The sequence below is a fragment of the Vreelandella sp. L-25 genome (assembly GCF_056857535.1).
This window is the reverse complement of sequence record NZ_JBSXNH010000066.1, coordinates 145,893-166,959: the sequence shown is the minus strand read 5'-3', so window position 1 is coordinate 166,959 and position 21,067 is coordinate 145,893. Positions and strand designations below refer to the sequence as shown.

Annotated in this window: 20 protein-coding genes and 1 pseudogene; 15 read left to right on the top strand and 6 right to left on the bottom strand. The window is 58.1% G+C overall.

Translation table 11 applies throughout. The annotated features are described in order from the left end of the window. Positions 1-11: 11 nt before the first annotated feature. On the bottom strand, positions 12-647 hold the full coding sequence (ribA, locus tag AC13CN_RS10300) for a GTP cyclohydrolase II (protein WP_089674704.1): 636 nt from the start codon (positions 645-647) through the stop codon (positions 12-14). 221 nt (positions 648-868) lie between these two features. On the opposite strand from ribA, the gene hemE reads away from it, so the two are divergent. The 8 genes from hemE to AC13CN_RS10260 all read left to right on the top strand — a co-directional run bounded on the left by hemE (position 869) and on the right by AC13CN_RS10260 (position 8,907). Further along, positions 869-1,984, top strand: a complete 1,116-nt coding sequence (hemE, locus tag AC13CN_RS10295; RefSeq protein ID WP_016915400.1) for a uroporphyrinogen decarboxylase — start codon at positions 869-871, stop codon at positions 1,982-1,984. Further along, complete coding sequence (gene speE, locus AC13CN_RS10290; RefSeq protein WP_287836899.1) at positions 1,981-2,841, top strand: polyamine aminopropyltransferase; 861 nt, start codon at positions 1,981-1,983, stop codon at positions 2,839-2,841. The genes hemE and speE overlap by 4 nt, the downstream gene beginning before the upstream one ends. An 88-nt stretch (positions 2,842-2,929) precedes the next feature. Next, a complete protein-coding gene (locus AC13CN_RS10285; RefSeq protein WP_483053133.1) occupies positions 2,930-3,955 on the top strand; it encodes an amino acid ABC transporter substrate-binding protein in 1,026 nt (341 codons plus the stop codon). A 225-nt stretch (positions 3,956-4,180) separates the two neighbouring features. Further along, a complete protein-coding gene (locus AC13CN_RS10280; protein WP_483053132.1) occupies positions 4,181-5,206 on the top strand; it encodes an amino acid ABC transporter substrate-binding protein in 1,026 nt (341 codons plus the stop codon). 83 nt (positions 5,207-5,289) lie between these two features. Next, positions 5,290-6,480: an amino acid ABC transporter permease gene (locus AC13CN_RS10275; RefSeq protein ID WP_289073437.1), complete on the top strand. Its 1,191-nt coding sequence runs from the start codon at positions 5,290-5,292 to the stop codon at positions 6,478-6,480. 21 nt (positions 6,481-6,501) lie between these two features. Beyond that, positions 6,502-7,602, top strand: a complete 1,101-nt coding sequence (locus tag AC13CN_RS10270) for an amino acid ABC transporter permease (RefSeq protein ID WP_483053131.1) — start codon at positions 6,502-6,504, stop codon at positions 7,600-7,602. Between the two features lie 86 nt (positions 7,603-7,688). Then, a complete protein-coding gene (locus AC13CN_RS10265; protein ID WP_463004171.1) occupies positions 7,689-8,417 on the top strand; it encodes an amino acid ABC transporter ATP-binding protein in 729 nt (242 codons plus the stop codon). Between the two features lie 97 nt (positions 8,418-8,514). Continuing rightward, the gene (locus tag AC13CN_RS10260) at positions 8,515-8,907 is read left to right on the top strand and encodes a RidA family protein (RefSeq protein WP_083023016.1); all 393 of its coding nucleotides are present in this window, start codon (positions 8,515-8,517) and stop codon (positions 8,905-8,907) included. Here AC13CN_RS10260 and AC13CN_RS10255 read toward each other — a convergent pair. Next, positions 8,904-9,491 carry a histidine phosphatase family protein gene (locus AC13CN_RS10255; RefSeq protein WP_228219191.1) on the bottom strand — a complete coding sequence of 196 codons (588 nt, stop codon included), beginning with the start codon at positions 9,489-9,491 and terminating at the stop codon, positions 8,904-8,906. The two genes, AC13CN_RS10260 and AC13CN_RS10255, sit on opposite strands and share 4 nt — an antisense overlap. 89 nt (positions 9,492-9,580) lie before the next feature. Here AC13CN_RS10255 and AC13CN_RS10250 point away from each other — a divergent pair, with 89 nt between their 5' ends. The 3 genes and pseudogenes from AC13CN_RS10250 to AC13CN_RS10240 form a co-directional block, all read left to right on the top strand. Further along, complete coding sequence (locus AC13CN_RS10250; protein WP_044629926.1) at positions 9,581-10,012, top strand: host attachment protein; 432 nt, start codon at positions 9,581-9,583, stop codon at positions 10,010-10,012. A 102-nt stretch (positions 10,013-10,114) separates the two neighbouring features. Further along, a complete protein-coding gene (locus AC13CN_RS10245; protein ID WP_253027516.1) occupies positions 10,115-11,983 on the top strand; it encodes a methyl-accepting chemotaxis protein in 1,869 nt (622 codons plus the stop codon). Positions 11,984-12,120: 137 nt separating this feature from the next. Further along, positions 12,121-12,537: pseudogene (locus AC13CN_RS10240) on the top strand (methyl-accepting chemotaxis protein); the annotation flags it as partial. Between the two features lie 3 nt (positions 12,538-12,540). On the opposite strand, the gene AC13CN_RS10235 reads toward AC13CN_RS10240, so the two are convergent. Continuing rightward, entirely contained in the window at positions 12,541-13,467 is a 927-nt protein-coding gene (locus tag AC13CN_RS10235) for a LysR family transcriptional regulator (RefSeq protein WP_044629892.1), read from the bottom strand. Positions 13,468-13,659: 192 nt separating this feature from the next. Here AC13CN_RS10235 and AC13CN_RS10230 point away from each other — a divergent pair, with 192 nt between their 5' ends. After that, positions 13,660-14,436 (top strand): ferredoxin--NADP reductase, encoded by a 777-nt coding sequence (locus AC13CN_RS10230; protein WP_044629891.1) that lies wholly within the window; start codon positions 13,660-13,662, stop codon positions 14,434-14,436. A 150-nt stretch (positions 14,437-14,586) separates the two neighbouring features. Here AC13CN_RS10230 and glnK read toward each other — a convergent pair whose 3' ends face one another. The 3 genes from glnK to AC13CN_RS10215 form a co-directional block, all read right to left on the bottom strand. Continuing rightward, entirely contained in the window at positions 14,587-14,925 is a 339-nt protein-coding gene (gene glnK, locus AC13CN_RS10225) for a P-II family nitrogen regulator (RefSeq protein ID WP_009098335.1), read from the bottom strand. A gap of 265 nt (positions 14,926-15,190) precedes the next feature. After that, on the bottom strand, positions 15,191-16,438 hold the full coding sequence (locus tag AC13CN_RS10220) for an ammonium transporter (protein ID WP_483053130.1): 1,248 nt from the start codon (positions 16,436-16,438) through the stop codon (positions 15,191-15,193). A 100-nt stretch (positions 16,439-16,538) separates the two neighbouring features. Next, positions 16,539-16,877 (bottom strand): P-II family nitrogen regulator, encoded by a 339-nt coding sequence (locus AC13CN_RS10215; protein ID WP_058579766.1) that lies wholly within the window; start codon positions 16,875-16,877, stop codon positions 16,539-16,541. Positions 16,878-17,226: 349 nt separating this feature from the next. Here AC13CN_RS10215 and AC13CN_RS10210 point away from each other — a divergent pair, with 349 nt between their 5' ends. From AC13CN_RS10210 to AC13CN_RS10200, 3 genes are all read left to right on the top strand, one after another. Continuing rightward, positions 17,227-17,568: an accessory factor UbiK family protein gene (locus tag AC13CN_RS10210; RefSeq protein ID WP_054640763.1), complete on the top strand. Its 342-nt coding sequence runs from the start codon at positions 17,227-17,229 to the stop codon at positions 17,566-17,568. 256 nt (positions 17,569-17,824) lie between these two features. Further along, complete coding sequence (locus AC13CN_RS10205) at positions 17,825-18,760, top strand: helix-turn-helix transcriptional regulator (protein ID WP_483053129.1); 936 nt, start codon at positions 17,825-17,827, stop codon at positions 18,758-18,760. Between the two features lie 137 nt (positions 18,761-18,897). Further along, a complete protein-coding gene (locus tag AC13CN_RS10200) occupies positions 18,898-20,994 on the top strand; it encodes a TonB-dependent siderophore receptor (protein WP_483053128.1) in 2,097 nt (698 codons plus the stop codon). The last annotated feature ends 73 nt before the right edge of the window (positions 20,995-21,067 follow it).

The following is a 21,067-nucleotide window of genomic DNA, read 5'->3' as shown; positions in this document are numbered from 1 at the left end:
CACAGCCACCGTCATCCCTTACGCTCGATATCCACATCGCTGGCTTGGGTAAAGTCATCCAGCACCATCATGTGGCCGAGCTTGCCCGCTTTGGTGGAGAGGTACTGTTCGTTGTGGGGGTTTAAACCGGTGGTAATGGGCAGACGCTCGACGACGTTCACGCCGTCGCGGGTTAGCGCATCCACCTTGCGGGGGTTGTTGGTCATCAGCTTGAGCGCGGTAATGCCCAAGTGGTTGAGCATCGGCACGCAGAGGTCGTAGCGGCGCATGTCGGCGCCAAAGCCGAGCTGCTCGTTGGCTTCTACGGTATCGGCGCCCTGGTCCTGCAGATGATAGGCGCGAATTTTATTGAGCAGGCCAATGCCACGCCCTTCCTGGCGTAAATAGAGCAGCACGCCGCGCCCCTCTTCGGCAATACGCTTTAGCGCTTCTTGCAGCTGGTAGCCGCAGTCGCAGCGCATCGAGAATAGCGCATCGCCGGTTAAGCACTCAGAGTGCACGCGCCCTAACACCGGCTCGCCGCCGCTCACATCGCCCAACGTTAGGGCGATATGGTCTTTACCCGTGGCGTCGTCTTCGAAGCCATGCATGGTGAATGTGGCCCAGGGAGTGGGCAGCCGAGAGGCAGCAATGAAGCGAATGGTCACAGGGTTCCTCGCTGATTAACCAAACCAGTTAACCACACCAGTGTTGGCGAAGTGGGCGGACAGTTTACCAGGAAGCCGCGCAGGCCTCACGGTCTTAGCGGGGTGCGACGATTTTTGCCACGGTTTGCGCCGCCACCCCCGGCTATCTTCACGTACAATTCCTATCTTCAGGTACGATGACTCCCTTACAATGCGGGCAAATTTCTCAAGAGCAAGTGTTTATGACCACCACACCTTTGCAAAACGACCGTTTTCTTCGCGCGCTGGCTCGCCAGCCCGTTGACCGCACTCCGGTGTGGATGATGCGCCAAGCCGGCCGCTATCTGCCGGAGTACCGCGCCAGCCGCGCCGACGCAGGCAGCTTTATGGACCTGTGCCGCAATCATGACTTGGCTTGCGAAGTCACCCTGCAGCCGCTGGAGCGCTACCCGCTCGACGCTGCCATTCTGTTCTCGGATATTTTGACCATCCCCGATGCCATGGGGCTGGGCCTCTACTTCGAAACCGGCGAAGGCCCCAAATTCAAGAAGACCGTACGCACCGCCGAAGAAGTCGCCGCGCTGACCGTGCCAAACGCCGAGCGCGACCTGGACTACGTGATGCGGGCGGTCTCCACGATCCGCCGCGAGCTGAACGGCCGCATGCCGCTGATCGGCTTTTCCGGCAGCCCCTGGACGCTGGCAACGTATATGGTTGAAGGCGGCTCCAGCAAAGACTTCCGCCACTTAAAAACCATGCTGTATGACACGCCGGACACCATGCACCAGCTGCTGGACACCCTGGCACAAGCGGTCACCGACTACCTGAATGCCCAGATCCGCGCCGGTGCCCAGGCGGTACAGATTTTTGATACCTGGGGCGGCGCGCTGTCCACACCGGCCTACCTGGAGTTCTCGCTGCGCTACATGGAGCAGATCGTCTCCGGGCTGATCCGCGAGCACGATGGCCGTCGCGTACCGGTCATTCTGTTCACCAAGAACGGTGGCCAGTGGCTGGAGCACATTGCCTGTGCCGGTGCCGACGCATTGGGCATCGACTGGTCCACCGAGCTGTCCGACGCCCGCGCCCGCGTAGGCCATAAAGTCGCCCTGCAGGGTAATTTAGACCCCAACGTGCTGTTTGCTCGCCCCTCCGCCATTCGCGCCGAAGTTGCCCGCGTGCTGGAGAGTTACGGCCACGGCCCGGGCCACGTGTTCAACTTGGGCCACGGCATCAGCCAGTTCACCAACCCTGATCATGTCACCGCCTTTATGGAGGCGCTGCACGACTTAAGCCCGCAGTACCATCAGGGCATTCCGACTCAATCGAACGACTCATGCCCAGGAGCCAAGCAATGAGCGACCTACGCGACGACCAGTGGTTTACCGAAGTCTTTGATAGCCACGGTAGCGCTTTCTCGCTGAAAGTTTCTGAAAAACTGCTGGATGTGCAAAGCCCTTACCAGCACCTGGAAGTGTACGCCACCGAAACCTACGGCAACCTGATGGTGCTGGATGGCTGCGTGATGCTCACCGACCGCGACAACTTCCTGTATCACGAAATGATCGCCCACCCGGCGCTGTTCACCCATCAGGACCCCAAGCGGGTGGTCATCATTGGTGGCGGCGACTGCGGCACCTTGAAAGAAGTGCTGCGCCATCCGGGCGTCGAGAAGGTCACCCAGATCGATATCGACGAGGAAGTCACCAAGGCCGCCGAGCGCTTTTTCCCCGAACTCGTGGAAGCCAACGGCGACCCACGCGCCGAGCTGCTGTTTGCCGACGGCGTGAAATGGGTCGACGACGCCGCCGACGAGAGCATCGACGTGCTGATCATCGACTCCACCGACCCGGTAGGCCCTGCCGAAGGCCTGTTCAAAACCGACTTTTTGAAGCGCTGCCACCGCATTCTGAAAAGCGGCGGGGTGATGGTGCAGCAGAGTGAGTCACCGCTGTATCATAGCGGCTCAATCATCCGCGAACTGCGTAACGACATGCGCGAAGCAGGCTTTGATAGCGTAGCCACCCTGCCCTTCCCCCAGCCGGTGTACCCTTCCGGCTGGTGGAGCGTGACGCTGGCAGGCAAAAGCACCAACGTTGAAAGCTTCCGAGAAGAGGCTGCCGCCAGCCACGAAATGCCGCTACAGTACTACACAGTAGATGCCCACCGTGGTGCCCTGGCGCTGCCGCCCTTTATGCGTAAAGCGTTCGCATAACTTCGCGGTTCCGCTATGTATCAGGCCGGGCTCTGCCCGGCCTTTTTTATGCGCAGGAGTTGCTGCGCTCGACGTTAAGGAATAATAAATGACTACAACGCGTTGGTTAGGATTGGGAATCACTCTATTAGCCCCGACCCTCTGGGTACCTGCCACGGCCATGGCCGATACCCTTGAGGCCATTCAAGAGCGCGACAGCGTGCGCTGCGGCGTTAACGCCGCCCAGCCCGGCTTCTCATCGCTGGACGATAACGACCAATATCGCGGCCTGGACACCGATGTGTGCCGCGCCATTGCCGCTGCCGCGCTAGGTGATGCCAGCAAAGTCAATTTCGTACCGTTAGACTCGGTGGAGCGTTTTGCCGCACTGCAGTCTGGCGAGGTGGACGTGCTCTCCCGCACCACCACCTGGACCTCCAGCCGCGACACCACCCTCGGGATGAACTTCACTGGCGTCAGCTACTACGACGGCCAGGCGTTTATGGTGGCCAGCGACCTCGGCGTACAGAGCGCAAAAGAACTGGATGGGGCGGCTGTTTGCACTCAGTCAGGCACCACCAGCGAACTCAACCTTTCCGACTACTTCCGCATTAACAACATGACCTATGATGCGGTGGTGTTTGATTCACCTGAACAGTCGATTGCGGGCTTCGAAGCAGGCCGCTGCGACGTATTGAGCTCGGATGCCTCGCAGCTCTACGCCCAGCGCATTCAACTGGCCGACCCCAATATGGCCGTGGTGCTGCCGGAGATCATCTCCAAAGAGCCGCTGGGCCCCGCCGTGCGCCAAGGGGATGACCAGTGGTTCAACATCGTGAAGTGGTCGCTATTTGCCATGCTGAATGCCGAAGAGCTGGGCGTCAGTCAAGCCAACGTGGATGAGCAGCTAAGCTCAGACAACCCAGATGTGATGCGTTTGCTCGGCCAAGATGGTGATTTTGGCGAAGCCATGGGCCTACAGCCGGACTGGGCCTACCAAATCGTCAAACAGGTAGGTAACTACGCGGATATTTATGATCGCAACGTGGGCACAGGCTCTGATTTTAAGATTGCACGAGGCTTAAACGCGCTTTGGAAAGATGGCGGCATTCAGTACGCGCCGCCCATTCGCTAACACGCTAAGCGACTAGCCACCGACCTCCGCCAGCGGCTGCGCACCAAAAAAGCGCATGGCGTAGCTGCTGGCCTACTTTTTTGCACCACTACCTTCGTCAAATCCGCTGATTTTACGTTGAAAAGCGCTGAATTTGCCGACATATCTTTCTTGGCACCTTCCTTGCTAGCTTTTAATGATGCATCACCATGCATAATGACATTAAATCGAGGAAGGGGAACAAACATGATTAATAAGAAACACCTGGTACTGCTTGCCTCTGCGGGTGCAATTACGCTGGCCGGTATCGCTACCGCGCAAGCGAACACATTAGAAGAAACGCGCTCTCGCGGTGCCGTACAGTGTGGCGTTAGTGATGGCTTGCCAGGTTTTTCCGCGCCGGACGATAGCGGCGAATGGCAGGGCCTGGACGTTGACGTATGTCGTGCCGTGGCTGCCGCCGTACTGGGCGATGCGGACGCCGTTAACTACATTTCCCTGAACGCCGTTGAGCGCTTCACTGCCCTTCAGTCCGGCGAAGTGGATGTCCTTTCTCGTAACACCACCTGGACCACCACCCGTGACACCACGCTGGGTCTGAACTTCACCGGCGTTAACTTCTACGACGGCCAGGGCTTCATGGTCTCTCGCGACCTGGGTATCACCAGCGCGGCCGAGCTGGATGGCGCGGCGATTTGTATTCAATCAGGCACCACTACCGAGCTGAACCTGGCTGATTACTTCCGTGCCAACGGCATGGAGTTCGACCCCATCGTTTTCGATACCTCCGAGCAAACCGTAGGTGGCTTCCAGGCTGGCCGCTGTGACGTTCTGACGTCTGACACTTCTCAGCTGGCGGCCCTGCGCATTCAGCTCGACGACCCGGCGGGCGCCATGATTCTGCCGGATGTCATCTCGAAAGAGCCGCTGGGTCCGGTCGTGCGTCAGGGTGACGATCTGTGGTTCAACATCGTGAAGTGGTCGCTGTTCGCTATGATCAACGGTGAAGAGTACGGCGTCACCAGCGAAAACGCTGAAGAGATGCTCAGCTCCGATAACCCGGACGTAGCGCGTCTACTCGGCCAGGACGGCAACTATGGTGAAGGCATGGGTCTTGACGCCGACTGGGCCTATAACATCCTGAGCCAAGTGGGTAACTACGGTGAAAGCTTCGAGCGCAACGTAGGTATGGGTTCACCGCTGGAAATCGAACGCGGTGTCAATGCCCTGTGGAACCAAGGCGGCTTCCAGTACGCACCGCCGATTCGCTAAGCGTCTCGCTTGACCCCGGCCCGCCACCTTTTTGGTCATGGCGGGCCATTTGATTGACCTTCCGTATCGCGGAGACGCCACCCATGTCCGTAAGACCTAACGCTCGCCCCGTTGGCCAAAAGCCACCGTTCTGGCGAGACCGCGCCAAACGTGCGCTCATCTTCCAATGTCTGCTCATCGCCGCTGTTATCGCCTTTTTGTTCTATATCGTCGGCAACGTGCAAGACAACCTCTCCTCACGGGGTATCACCACAGGTTTTGGCTTCCTGAGTAATACCGCCGGTTTTGGGATCGTTCAGAGTCTGATCGACTACTCTTCCCAAAGCACCTATGGCCGCACCTTTTTCGTTGGCCTACTGAATACGCTGTTGGTGGGCGGGCTAGGCGTGATTGCCGCCACCATCATTGGCTTCATTGTCGGTATCGCCCGTTTATCGCCCAACTGGCTGATCGCCAAACTGGCGGCGGCGTATATCGAAACGTTTCGTAATATCCCGCTGCTGCTGCAGATCTTCTTTTGGTACTTTGCCGTGCTGCGGGCGCTCCCCAGCGCGAGGGAAAGCCTGGCGTTTGGCGAAGCCGTGTTTCTTAATGTACGCGGGCTTTATCTACCTGAGCCGCTGTTCGAATCGGGCTTCGGGCTGATTCCTGTCACCTTTGTGATCGCCATCGCGGCCAGTATTGCGCTGGTGATATGGGCAAAACGCCGTCAGGAAGCCACGGGGCAGCGAATTCCCGCTTACTGGATCTCCTTTGCACTGATCTTTGGGCTGCCCCTGTTGGTCATGTTGGCCACTGGCGTACCCATTACTTGGGAAATGCCCGAGCTGCGTGGCTTCAACTTCCGCGGCGGCATCACGGTGATTCCTGAGTTTCTGGCGCTGTGGTTCGCACTCTCGATCTACACGGCGTCGTTCATTGCCGAGATCGTGCGCTCCGGTATTCAGGCCATTTCACATGGCCAAACCGAAGCGGCGCAGGCACTGAGTCTGCCGCGCAACCTGGTGCTGCGCCTCGTCATCATTCCTCAGGCATTGCGGGTCATCATCCCCCCGCTCACCAGCCAATACCTGAATTTGATCAAAAACTCGTCGCTGGCTACGGCCATTGGCTATCCGGACCTCGTATCGGTGTTTGCAGGGACCACGCTGAACCAGACAGGCCAAGCCATCGAGGTCATTGCCATGACCATGGCGGTCTACCTGACGATCAGCCTGCTGGTATCCATGTTCATGAACTGGTTCAACGCCCGTGTGGCGCTGGTTGAACGCTAGGCCGTTGGCGAGGGCATTCCCATGATTCACAACCGAACGATGATCGAGCCAAAGCCGGCGCCCAGCAGTTCCGTGGGCCCTGTGGCATGGCTACGCAGCAACCTGTTCAACGGCCCGATCAACACGATCTTTACTCTGATCGGCCTGTATATTCTCTACCTGCTCGTGGTTCCCACGGTGCAATGGGCGTTCATCAACGCCGACTGGGTAGGCACCTCCCGCGAAGACTGCTCCCGGGAAGGCGCCTGCTGGGTGTTCATCAACGCACGCTTCACCCAGTTCATCTACGGCTTGTACCCGCGCTCGGAAATCTGGCGTGCCAATATCGTCTTTGCCGGGTTCTTCACCCTGATTGCCTGGCTGGCGATTCCCAAGCTGCCTTTCAAGCGCTGGGTGGCCGTGTTTGCGCTGGTCGGCTTCCCCGTGATCGCCTACGTGCTGCTGCATGGCGGCTATTTCGACCTGCCGCGTGTGCCGACCCATCGCTGGGGCGGCCTGATGCTGACCCTGCTGCTGGCCACCGTGGGCATGGTAGGCGCGCTGCCGATCGGTATCGTGCTGGCCCTGGGGCGGCGTTCGAACATGCCCATCGTCAAGAGCTTCTGCGTCATCTTTATCGAGTTCTGGCGTGGCGTGCCGCTGATCACCGTGCTGTTTATGGCCTCGGTCATGCTGCCGCTGTTCCTGCCCTCCGATATGAGCGTTGACCGCCTAGTGCGTGCCCTGATCGGCTTAACGCTGTTCCAGAGCGCCTATATGGCAGAGGTCATTCGTGGCGGCTTGCAGGCGATTCCAAAAGGCCAGGAAGAGGCCGCGGCAGCGCTCGGCATGACTTACTGGAAGCGCATGGGGCTGATCATTCTTCCCCAAGCGCTGAAGATGATGATTCCCGGCATCGTGAATACGTTTATCTCGCTGTTTAAAGACACCACCCTGGTCATGATTATCGGGCTCTTTGACCTTTTGGGGATCGTGCAAGCGGCACTGGCCGACTCACGCTGGTTAGGCTTCTCGTTGGAAGGTTACGTGTTTGCCGCCTTCATGTTCTGGATCTTCTGTTTCAGCATGTCGCGCTACAGTCAGTACCTAGAACGCAAGCTGCATACCGGCCACAAGCGCTAACGCCGCTTTTATCAACGATTTTTTAGCAGGATAGTGACATGACACAAGCAGCTTCCCATAACCCTGGCACCGGCACTTCGGATCTGATGGTCGAAATGCGCGGCGTCAACAAGTGGTACGGCGATTTTCACGTGCTGCGGGATATCTACCTGGAAGTGAAACGCGGCGAGCGGATCGTCATTTGCGGGCCTTCTGGCTCGGGCAAATCCACCATGATCCGCTGCATCAATCACCTAGAAGAGCACCAAAAAGGCGAGATCGTGGTGGGTGGCGTGCCGCTGACCCAAGACGTCAAGCGCATCGAGCAAATTCGCCGCAGCGTCGGCATGGTATTCCAGCATTTCAACCTGTTCCCTCACCTCACGGTGCTGGAAAACTGCTGTATCGCGCCAATGTGGGTACAGAAGAAGCCCCGCAAAGAGGCCGAAGCCATGGCCATGCAGTATCTGGAGCGGGTGCGTATTGCCGAGCAGGCCAATAAGTATCCCGGCCAGCTCTCCGGCGGCCAGCAGCAGCGGGTAGCGATTGCCCGCTCGCTGTGCATGCACCCGGACGTCATGCTGTTTGACGAACCGACCTCGGCCCTCGACCCGGAAATGATCAAGGAAGTACTGGACGTCATGATCGAGCTGGCCGAAGAGGGCATGACCATGCTGTGCGTTACCCACGAGATGGGCTTCGCCAAGACCGTGGCCGACCGCGTCATCTTCATGGACCAAGGGCAAATCATCGAAGAGAACGCCCCCGAGCCGTTCTTCAATAATCCGCAATCCGAGCGCACCCAGCTCTTCTTGAGCCAGATTCTGGGGCACTAATCCTGTCTCCAGTGCCACGATGTACTGAACGTGGGCCTCCAGTGAGGCCCATTTTCATGGACCCTCTACGCCACAACATCACAACAAGTGAGTCATCATGGAAAAGCTCTTCATTGACCGCGCACCGCAGCCCATTGCCCCGTTCTCACACGCCTGCCGGGTGGGCGACCTGGTCTTCATCACCGGCCAAATGCCCACGGTGCCGGAAACCAACGAGATGCTGCTGGGCACGTTTACCGAGCAAACCCACCGGGTGATGCAGAATCTGGCCATCGTGCTGGAAGAGGTCGGCAGTAGCTTCGAATACGTGGTTCAGTCGCGGGTCTTCATCACCAATATGGGCCACTTCGATGAAGTGAATCAGGTCTACGCCAGCTACTTCCAACAACCACTGCCCACCCGCACCTGCATTGGCGTGACCGGGCTTGCGGGCGGCGCGGATGTCGAAGTCGATATGATCGCCTGGATTCCTCCCAAAGCGGGCGCTTAACCACCCACGAGTGTAATGCTGGCAGGCAGTAGCGCAGGCTGCTCCCGATGCTTCGTCAGCGGCTTGCCCGCCAGCGCCGTGAGCAGAATTTGCAGGGGGTCGCCGTGGCTGACCACCAGCACCGTTTCACCCTCAAAGCGTTGCTCCAACGCTTCCAGCGCAGCGACCATGCGCGCCGCGACACGCTTGACCGGCTCCACCTGCCACTGGGTGTGGTCGGCGTTCTGGGCATCGAAGGCCCACACCTCCGGGTAGTGGCTATCCGCCTTGCCCTCCAATTCACCAAAGTGGCGCTCCCTCAAGCGCTCCTCTTTTTGCATCTCCAACCCAAACGCGGCGGCCACTCGGGCGGCGGTGTGCGTGGTGCGTAAAAAGTCCGAATGCACGACCTGTGTGGGTACCGGCCAGTGCCACCGTGCGACGGTATCTGCCAGCTGCTGCTCGCCCTGCGGCGACAGCCCATACGCCAACAGCCCTCGCTCGGGGGAGCTGATGATGGTGCCTTGTGCGTTAGCCTGGCTATGGCCGTGGCGCATCAGCAGATAGCGGTTTCGCCAATGATGACGTGAGTCGTCTATATCCATGCTCTTTTCTCTATGAAAACCGTGTTTGACCAAACACGGAACGGTTGCCATGGTTAAAGGGTAATCAATGACATGGAGGACGTATGACAATGACCACCTATATCGTGGTAGCCGACGCCGCTCGGGCACGTATCTTCACCCGTGATGCACTTCACCTCGCCGAGCAGGAGAGCTTGGTACACGCTGCAGGCAGGCTGCATGAAGGCGACTTGATCACGGACCGCCGCGGTGCCGATGTTCATGAGTCTACGTCAACGTCATCGCGCTCATCCGGCGAGGAAGGCGCGGCCTCCCAACATGAAAACGAGCTGTTTGCCAAAGAAGTCGCCCAGCGACTCTACACTGCGCGGGTGGACAACAGCATGGACAAGCTGATCATGGTCGCGCCTCCCAAGTTCTTGGGGCTGCTCAAAGAGAAGCTCGATAACCCCACGCAGAAGCTGGTCACCCACACGCTCTCGAAAGACCTCAGCAAAGCGTCCATGGCTGATATTCAGAACGCGGTCAGCGATCTTCGTTAACACTACAGTTAGCGCTTACTAACTTTTTTTCCTGCTTTTTACTAAAGGCGTAGTCGCTCTCGCCGATACCCATCATGAACCCTGATGATCCCGAGAGCGACTATGTTTTCTTCCCTACGTTTACGTATCTTGCTAGCGGCCCTTATCGCTATTGTGTTGGCTTTAACGGTGAATGGCATTGCTAGTTACACGACTGTAAAGCATCACAATAGTGAGCAGGTTAATCGCAACCTAAGCGCTGTTGTGAATGGAAACACACAGGCCATCGATGAGTGGTTCAATGCGCGCTACACGATGTTAGCCAGCATGGAACACACTGCAGTTAGCGAAGAGCCGCTACAAGCCTTGCGACAATTAGCCGATTCTGGCGACTTTATGACCGCTTACATTGCTTACCCGTCCACATCAGAGGGAATTTTCTCAGACGGCTGGCAACCCCCTAGCGATTATGACCCACGCCAGCGTCCCTGGTATCAAGGCGCGGTGAACGCGCAAGACACTATCATCACCGCCCCGTATGTCGATGCTCAAACGGGCGGCCTGATCATTACCTTCGCTCGCCCCTTCTATCAAAACGGCGAACTAGCCGCTGTGGTTGGGGCCGATATTACGATTGCTGACGTTATCGATATTGTTGCCAGCATTTCCCCCACACCGTCTAGCTTTGGCTTTCTAACCACCAACGATGGCACGCTGGTTGCCCATCCGGATGAGTCGCTGACGCTGGAGCCTTCAAGTGTATTAAGCGATGCGCTCACGCCTTCGGACCTCACTCGCATCGTGCAGGCAGACTCCCCACAGCCGCTAGCTCTGCAAGGCAGCGATAAACTGCTAATGGGCAGTGCTGTAGGCGGCAACAGCGGTTGGCAGTTGGTCGTCGCGTTAGACGAAGCAGAGGCCACCGCAGACCTGCGCGCCATTGCCACCACGTCCATCGTTACCCTGCTGATCGTCGCGGCCATTACCGCTGTGGTATTTGGGCTGCTGCTGTCGCTGCTGCTGCGCCGCCTGCTGGGGGTGCGCAACGCGATGGATAACATCGCCTCCGGCGAGGGCGACCTCACCCAGCGTCTGCCAGAAGAAGGCAACGACGAAGTCACTCAAATCGCTAGCGCCTTTAACCGCTTTGTTAACAAAATGGAGCACGTCTTAATCGATGTGCGCACCAGCAGCGAATCGGTGCACCACGCCGCTAACGAGATTGCCATGGGCGGCCAAGACCTCTCCCGCCGTACCGACAACGCGGCGTCTAGCCTGCAGCAAACCTCCGCATCGGTAGAGCAAATCACCAGCACCGTGCAGCACACGGCGGCCTCAGCACAGGAAGCCAACAAGCTCTCCCACGCGGCCACCGAAGTCGCGAAAGAGGGCGGTCAGGTGGTGTCGAACGTGGTCACCACCATGGAAGATATTTCCGACGCCTCCAACAAGATTGGCGAGATCGTCACGCTGATGAACAGCATTGCCTTCCAGACCAACCTGCTGGCGCTCAACGCCTCGGTAGAAGCAGCGCGGGCTGGCGAGCATGGCCGTGGCTTTGCCGTCGTGGCAGAGGAAGTGCGCAAACTGGCTGGCCGCAGCAGCGACGCGGCCAACGATATCCAGAAACTGATCGAAGACTCGCAAGCCAAGGTGAATAACGGCACCTCGTTGGTACGCAATGCGGGTAGCACGATGAAGGATATCGTAGACCACATCACCCGCGTAACCGACGTACTGGAAGAGATCAACGCTGCAACCAGCGAGCAAAGCGATGGCATCAAACAGGTCAACATCGCCGTGGCCGAGCTGGACCGGATGACCCAGGAAAACGCCGCCATGGTGGAAGAGTCCACCACCGCCGCCGAGCAGTTGAAAGAGCAGGCGGATCGCCTGACCGGCACGATCAGCAGTTTCAAACTCTCTAACGCGGCATCACCCGCGCTGCAAGCGCCGCAGGATCGCTTACCGCGCACGTCAGAGACCTTCTAAACGTCTCGTCTGCCACTCCTCCATGGCCGCCGCAGCGCTCGCGGTGGCGGCCATGTCATGCGTTAACCATGAATCTTTGTTCTACTGGTTCAAGGATGGCACTCGATACGCTCTTCCGCCTCTTGCTGATGAACAGCATTGCCTTCCAAACCAACCTGCTGGCACTCAACGCCTCAGTAGAAGCAGCGCGGGCTGGCGAACACGGGCGCGGCTTTGCCGTGGTGGCCGATGAAGTGCGCAAGCTCGCCTCGCGCAGCAGCGACGCCGCCATGCACGAGCTGGCCGATAGCGTAACTCGCGTCACCCAAATGCTGGGCGATATCAGTACGGCAGCCGGTGAGCAGAACGACGGGATCAACCAAGTCAGCATCGCGGTGACCGACCTGGATCAGATGACCCAGCAAAACGCCGCCCTGGTGCAAGAGTCCACCACCGCTGCAGAGCAGCTCAAAGACCAAGCGGACAAGCTGGCCGCGCTAGTGGGTGGCTTTACGCTAGAGGCGTCGCAGCACCCGGCTCAGGCGCTGCCAAGCCCTGAAAAGGCCAAGGTGTAACCGCTAGGGTATCGGTGGCAGCGGGATATCGTCACTGCGCTTGGCCCCGGCGGTCATTTCCCGGCAGAGACGTAAAAACTCCCGAACGCCGGTGGTGAGGTACTTGTGGCGATGCCAAATGAACGTGAACTGGCGCTTGAGATCCAACTCCGGCGTGGGCAGCGGCACCAAGCTGCCGCGCCGGAAGGCATCACGCAGTGCCAGCCGCGACACGCAGCCAATCCCTAATCCCGACTCCACCGCGCGTTTAATGCCCTCGGTATGCTCCAGCTCCAACAGCGTATTGAACCGGCTGCGACGGTGGCGGGCGGCATGCTCCAGCGTCATGCGCGTGCCTGAGCCCTCCTCACGCATGATCCAATCCTCCCGCAGCAGCTGATCCAGCTCCAGGTGCTCCCGCCCTGCCAGCGGGTGGCGCGGCGAGCAGAACACGCACAGCTCATCCTCGACCCAGGGCTGGCTGATGATCATGTCGTCATCGCACTGCCCCTCGATCAGCCCTAAATCCAGCGAGTGCTGGCGCACGCCCTCGATGATATGCCGCGTATTGCGCACCGCCAGCCGCACTCGGCTACCGGGATAGCGCTGCATGAAATCGCTGATTAGCAGCGTGGCGAGATAGTTACCGATGGTGAGCGTCGCGCCGACGTCCAATGCGCCCACGCCCTGTTGGCCCCGCAGTAGCTCCTCGACCTCCTCGGCGCGGTCCAGCAGGGCCACCGCCTTGGGCAGTAGCTGGAAGCCGAGCGCGTTGAGTTTCAGCCGTTTCCCGATGCGATCAAGCAGTTGGCAATCGAACTGGCGCTCCAGCTCCGCCAGCGCTGTGCTGGTAGCCGATTGCGACATGGCCAGCGCGCGCGCCGCGTGAGAAACGCTCTCGTGCTGAGCAACGGCTACGAAAACTTCTAACTGTCGCAGGGTGTAGTGCATGGCCAAAACCTATCTGTAGAGTGGTCCGCGAAAGGGCTATATCGATTTTAAAGATAAGCGTTATCAAGATAATTTGCTTAACAGATATACCACCCTTATTTAGAATTGAGAGCAACCTATAGAGCTATTTTTTATTCTTTTTTGGAATATGGCGAGCAAGGCTTAGGCCTCGCTGCCCCTGGAGGAGTTAGCATGAGCAAGTTTGCCCTGGAAGAAGTGCTAAGCGTTCACCACTGGAACGATACCCTATTCAGCTTCCGCACCACTCGCGAGCGCAGCCTGCGCTTCAAGAACGGCCAGTTCGTTATGATCGGCCTGGAAGTGGACGGCAAACCCCTGATGCGCGCTTACTCCATCGCCAGCCCCAACTACGAAGATCACCTTGAGTTCTTCAGCATCAAGGTGCCGGATGGCCCGCTCACCTCGCGCCTGCAACACCTGAAAGTGGGCGACCAGATCATGGTCAGCCGCAAGCCGACCGGCACACTGGTGTGCGACGACCTGCTGCCGGGCCGCAACCTGTATATGCTCTCGACCGGCACTGGCTTGGCGCCGTTTATGAGCCTGATTCAAGACCCGGAAGTCTACGAGCGCTTCGAGAAAGTCGTGCTGGTACATGGCGTGCGCGAAGTCTCCGAACTGGCCTACGCCGACTTCATCACCAAAGAGCTGCCCGCCCACGAGTACCTGGGCGAAGAGATCGCCGAGAAGCTGGTGTACTACCCCACGGTGACCCGTGAAGAGTTTCACACCATGGGTCGCCTGACCGACCATATTCGCACCGGCAAGCTGTTCGAGGACACCGGCCTACCGCCCATCGACCCGCGCCAAGACCGCGCCATGATCTGCGGCAGCCCGGCGATGCTGGACGACACCAGCGCCCTGCTCGATGAGCTGGGCCTGAACATCTCCCCGCGTATGGGCGAGCCGGGCGACTACGTCATCGAACGCGCCTTCGTTGAGAAGTGAGCCTCGTTCGAAGGGTGAAAGGTGAAGGGTGAATAGAAAATCGTAGCCCGTGTCATCGTCGCCTTATGCACAAAGCCCCTGTGGATATTATCCACAGGGGCTTTGTCGATTCAGCGCGACTCACTGTTCACGCCTTACCATTCACCGTGGTTAAACAGCGTCTTTACCGGTTTCGCCGGTCCGGATACGGATGACCTGCTCGAGCGGCATCACGAAGATTTTACCGTCACCGATTTTGCCGGTATTGGCGACCTGGGTAATCGCGTCGATTACCTGCTCGGCCATATCGTCGTCGACGGCCACTTCCAGCTTCACCTTGGGCAGGAAATCCACCACGTACTCCGCGCCACGGTAGAGCTCCGTGTGGCCCTTCTGGCGGCCAAAGCCTTTCACTTCCGTTACCGTAATGCCCTGCACGCCGATATCAGAGAGCGATTCGCGTACGTCATCAAGCTTGAACGGCTTGATAATGGCTGAGATCAATTTCATTGCGACATCCTCTAGCTTGGTGGCCCACTGTTATCAAAACAGCGTTATTGAACGGTTGTCATAACCCATCAAGGTTGGCGGGGCGCTCGCATAGCCAAGCCCGTTACCCAGTGGGTTAAGCATACACCGCCATGGGCAGAGAATAAAAAGCCAGTACGTACCTAGCTAATAACAACCAGCGTGCAACCTACCTGGGAAGGACAAAAAGGCCTCCCACGGTGGGGAGGCCAAAAGGAGCACGCCAGCTCACATGATTAGCGCAAGCTTATTTCTTGACGCTAAACTCGGGGTAGGCTTCCAGACCGCATTCAGCGATATCGACGCCTTCATACTCTTCTTCTTCGCTAACGCGGATACCCATGACCGCTTTCAGCACCAGCCATACCACTAAGCTTGCGATGAAGACCCAGCCAAAGATGCCCACGATACCGATCAACTGTGCACCGAAAGAAGCATCGCCATTATTCAGCGGTACTGCCAACACACCCCAGATACCGACCACACCGTGAACGGAGATCGCACCAACCGGATCGTCCAGCTTCAGTTTGTCCAACGTTACGATAGCCGCGACAACAATCAGGCCACCTACTGCGCCAATAATGGCAGCACCCAGCGCTGAAGGAGAAAGCGGGTCGGCGGTAACCGCCACCAGGCCAGCCAGCGCGCCGTTCAGCGCCATGGTGAGGTCCGCCTTGCGGAACCACAGCTTGGCTAGAATAAGCGCGGCGATGACACCACCAGCAGCCGCTGCGTTGGTGTTCACGAACACTTGCGCAACGTTGTTAGCTGAACCGATATCGGACATTTTCAGCTCAGAGCCACCGTTGAAGCCGAACCAGCCCATCCACAGGATGAAGGTACCCAGCGTTGCCAGCGGCATATTGGCACCGGGAATGGCGTGGATAGAGCCATCTTTACCGTACTTGCCTTTACGCGGGCCAAGTACCAGCACACCGGCAAGCGCTGCAGCCGCACCGGCCATGTGCACAATGCCGGAACCCGCGTAGTCAGAGTAGCCCACTTCAGACAACCAGCCGCCGCCCCACGTCCAGTAGCCAGACACCGGGTAGATGAACGCAGTCATCACCACGGCAAAGGCTAGGAACGCCCACAGCTTCATACGCTCAGCAACCGCACCCGAGACAATCGACATCGCGGTGGCCACAAACACGACCTGGAAGAAGAAGTCCGAACGCATGGAGTAGTAAGGCGCATCATCACCACCGGCCAGCACCGCATCGACGCTGTTCTCGGTACCGATCAGGAACCCAAGGCTAGGCAGGAAACCGCCTTCGCCGCTGGAGTACATGATGTAGTAGCCCACCAGCAGGTACATGGTGCAGGCAATGGCAAACAGCGCAATGTTCTTGGTCAGAATTTCAGCGGTGTTCTTGGAACGTACCATACCGGCCTCGAGCATCGAGAAGCCGGCGGCCATCCACATGACCAGTACGCCGCAAATCAGGAAGTAAAACGTATCGAGCGCATAGCTCAAATCAGCTAACTCATTCATGAGGTGTTCCCCGTTTGTACTAAGAAGAGGTACTTGGAAAAGGTACTTAGAAGAGATACTTGGCGACGTTAAAACGTCATCAGCAACTCAAAGTCGGCCCTTAAACGGCGTCAGCACCGCGCTCACCGGTACGAATACGGATCACATCTTCCAACGGTGTGACGAACACTTTGCCGTCGCCGATTTTGCCGCTATTCGCTGCATTGCAGATGGCATCCAGCACGCTCTCCAGGCGCGCATCGTCGACGGCGACTTCCACTTTCACCTTGGGCAGAAAGTCGACCACATACTCCGCACCACGGTAGAGTTCGGTATGCCCCTTTTGGCGACCAAAGCCTTTCACTTCAGTAACCGTAATCCCTTGAACGCCGTTGTCGGCGAGTGCTTCACGAACGTCGTCAAGCTTGAATGGCTTGATGATAGCGGTGATGAGTTTCATCCCGGATCTCCCCTGCTGGCTCGGTGGATAGCGGCATGGCCGCCCGAATTTAGTGCTTACCCTACTAATGCTCATACCGTGCCACTCACTTTTTTATTATTTAAATTCAAAAACTTAAATTATTAACATAAGCAAGTGGCGGTAACTAAGCACCACTACCTACTACGTGCCGGACTTGCCCTGCACCATAAAAGAACATTGAAAAAAGCTAGTCGCTCCATTTCGATGCATTTGTACACGTACGCCCACCGCGCTTAATTAACAAACGGTACATGCGAATCGTCGGCGGGTTGCGTATCCTTACTCACAAGCAGTTCACATTTATGCGTGATCGTTTAAGGAGAGAGCCATGGCGCCCCAAGACCGCATTAGCCGCTTAGCCCAGCAGATCGGCGACCGCTTACAGAATGCGTCGCAAGCCCCGGAAGATATTCAGAAAGGTGTCCAGCAGGTGGTACGCGGCGCGTTTGACCGCCTGGAGCTGGTATCGCGGGAAGACTTTGATATTTTGATGGATGTGCTGCAGCGCACCCGCTCGCGGGTAGAAGCTCTAGAGCGCCAAGTGGCCAGCCTGGAAGCGGCGATAGAAGCATCTAACACCCCCGCCGCCACGCCTGTAGAAGCTGAAGTACCGCCCGCCCCTGTGCAACCTTCCAGCACAACTAAGCCAACCGCTGACGGCGCTGAGTAAGTACGCCGTTTTGCACGGCATGGGGCAGGTTCGGCTGCCCCACTTCTTGCCCCTCTCTCTCTCTCATACTATCTCTACACTCTCTCCCGTCCTCTCCCCTGTGCTTAATTCAACACCCCATGCCAGTGAACAAGAATCACTATCATTGACAACCCTAGTGATAGTGCTATCGTGCGCTTATCCGCAGCCTCCCGCGTGCCGTTAAGCACCAATACGGCGCAGGCACTACGCTCCACCCACGATAGCAACTGCCCCGATGCCTCAGCAGGAACGCTTAGCAACGCCTAAAATCACCCCCTTTTCGTTGGCCCAGCTTGGCCAGCGCTTCGGCATTCACTACCGCATTGAAGGCCCGACTTCTCCGCGCCAGCCGGTCGCCACTGGTCATGTTCATGACGTTAGCCTGCACCACGGGATTCACTTAACGCTTTCTGATTTGCAGGTAGAACGTGGCTATACCTCCACGTCTTACCAAAGCGTGCCATGGTTCTTGAGCGTTATCTTGGAAGGCACTATTCATCTCCAAATGGGCAAGCAGCAGATACAGCTCTCTGCAGGAGATGGCGTATGCAGCCACTTTGATACCCGGCACCCACTCACGGTGCATCAACCTGTTCAGGCACGCCTTCGTACTGTGAATATTGCGGTTCTGACCACTGCACCCTTAGGCCTACCCACCCCGCCTGATGCTTCATGTTTGCATTGCTGGAAGCTACCCGAGGCCCTCTGCGAAACGCTTTGCACCATTAGTGAGCAACCGCCCTCGCTCTGGCGACAGGCGCTCGTTTGGCAGGGGTTAGCACTGCAACTGATTGGATTAGGTTTGCCCGAATGTCAGACAGCGCTACCCGAGCACAAACGCCTTTCTACCCGTGATCGTCATTGCCTCACGTCACTGCACGCGCGCATCACTCAGCATCCCGCCGAGCCTTATAGCCTCACCGCATTAGCCAAAGAAGCCGCTATGAGCCCCAGCAGCCTGCGCCAGAAGTTTCGTGCCTGCTACGGCTGCACGCTGTTCGACTATATTCGCCAAGTGCGCCTGGAGCAGGCGCACGCATCGTTGCGCCAAGGCCACAGCGTTCAACACACGGCCCACCGCTGCGGTTACCGCCATGCCAGCAATTTTTCGAGCGCCTTTAAGCGCCACTTCGGTGTTTCCCCTCACGAGCTTCAACGAGACAAGCCATAAGCCATCGTTCCCTTGATGCGATCACTTATGACAGCGCGCATAGCTGGCTTGGCACAACGCATACCTTTACGATGCCATAAAAAGTAATAATTCTCATTGCTTAATAACACTGATTCCACCTCCTCCCAGGATCACTTATGGCCTCCACCCATCGTCTGTTTTTACTGGCTCCCTTGAGCAGTGCGCTACTCATCGCGCTGGCAACGCCTGCTGCGGCACAGCCAAGCACTGCTTTAGCCACCGTCACTGTGACTGCCCAACAGGCGGCGACCAAAGTTGCTACGCCCTTTATCGAAACCCCGCAGAGCGTCTCAACCATCACCGACACGCAGATGACACAGCGCGGTGTCACCACGGTGCAACGCGCCACCGACTACACTCCCGGCGTGTACAGCAACCAAGTAGGGGCTTCTAACCGTTTTGATTACCTAGTGTTAAGAGGCTTCTCCGACGGCAGCTTGAGCAACACCTTTTTAGATGGCTTGAAGGTGATGGGCGACGCCAACTCCCATAGCAGCATGCGCATCGACCCCTGGTTTTTAGACAGCATCGAAGTGGTGCGCGGCCCTGCATCCGTGCTGTATGGCCGCGCCTCACCGGGCGGCGTGGTGGCCCTCAACAGCAAACGCCCTGAGTTTGAACCGGGCGGCGAGCTGCGCTTCAGAGTCGGCAACAGTAACCAGCGCAGTGCCGCGTTCGATCTCACGGGCCCGCTGGGGGAAGAGCAGCGCGTTGCGTTTCGGCTCACCGGTATTGCCAGCGCCGCCGATACCCAGTTTGGCCCAGCCGAGGAGGAGCGCTACGCCATTGCGCCACGGCTGACCTGGGACATGACCGACGCCACCAGCCTGACCGTCGAAGCGTATCTTCAGGATGAGCCAGAAGGCGGCTACCACTCCGGCGTGCCTTATGAAGGCGCGGTGACCCCTCGCAATGGCCGCCAAATAAGCAATAACTTCTTCGATGGTGAAGCCAACTACGACGCCTATAAGCGCACCCAGCGCATGCTTGGCTATACCCTTGAGCACCGCTTTAATGACCGAGTATCCGCCCGCCAACTGCTGCGCTATCTCAATTCAGATGTGACGCTAAATCAGGTGTATGGTTTTGGCTGGGCATCGCCCACCTCAAACGAGCTGACCCGCTACTACTCCGGCAGCGAAGAGTCGCTTCAGGCCTTAACGGTGGATAACCAGCTCGAAGCCCGCCTGACCAGCGGCTTTATGGAGCACACCCTGTTGTTGGGAGCGGATTACCAGCAGCGTGAAAACGAGGTTGCCTGGCCTTCCGGGGCGTTTCCCTCGCTGGATGCCTTCAACCCAGTCTACGGTAGCGAGCCGCTGGCGTTCTATGCGCCCGTTCGTGAGAACCACGAGTTGGAGCAAACCGGCGTCTACCTTCAGGATCAGATCGCCGTGGATAACTGGCGCGTGACGCTGGGCGGGCGCTTTGACTGGGTCAATATCGACAACACCAACCGCGACAGCGGCGCTACCAGCACGCTCAGCGACACCCAATTTAGCGGCCGCGCCGGGGTGGTGTACTTGTTCGATAACGGCATCGCCCCCTACGTCAGCTACTCGACGGCCTTTACCCCCACCAGCTTCGTCGATGCCAACGGCGACCTGCTTGCTCCCATGGAGGGTGAACAGTGGGAAACCGGCGTGAAATACCAGCCCAACGAGGGGCAGCAGTACAGCGCAGCGCTGTTCCACATTAGCCAGGAGAACGTGGCCACCAAAGAGCAGCCTACCGACCCCTACCGCGCCGTGGGCAAGATTGAGTCGCAAGGCATCGAACTGGAAGCCCAAACGCAGCTCACCGAGGCGCTCTCACTTCAGGCAGGCTACAGCTTTACCGATATTACCTACGCCAAGAGCGACGACGGTAACCAAGGCAATAACGCCATTTATTCGCCCCGCCACCAAGTACAGCTGTGGGGCCACTATGCCATACAGGAAGGCTGGCTGAGCGGTGTGGATGTTGGCATAGGCGTGCGCCACTACGCTGACATTGCCGCTGACCGCGCCAACACCGCCACGGTGCCGGACTACACCCTCGTTGACGCCACGCTGGGCTACGACTGGAGCCCAGCAGGCCTCAACGGCGTCGAAACCCGCCTGAATGTGCACAACGCGTTGGACAAAGAGTACGTGGCGTCGTGTAACTCACTGGAGTACTGCTATTTCGGTGCCGAACGCGGCGTCACCGCCAGCGTTCATTACCGTTTCTAAGCAGCGACCACACCCAGGCGCACGCGCCCTGTGCATGCCTGGGTGTTTCTATTTGCAATTGATAAAAAGAATC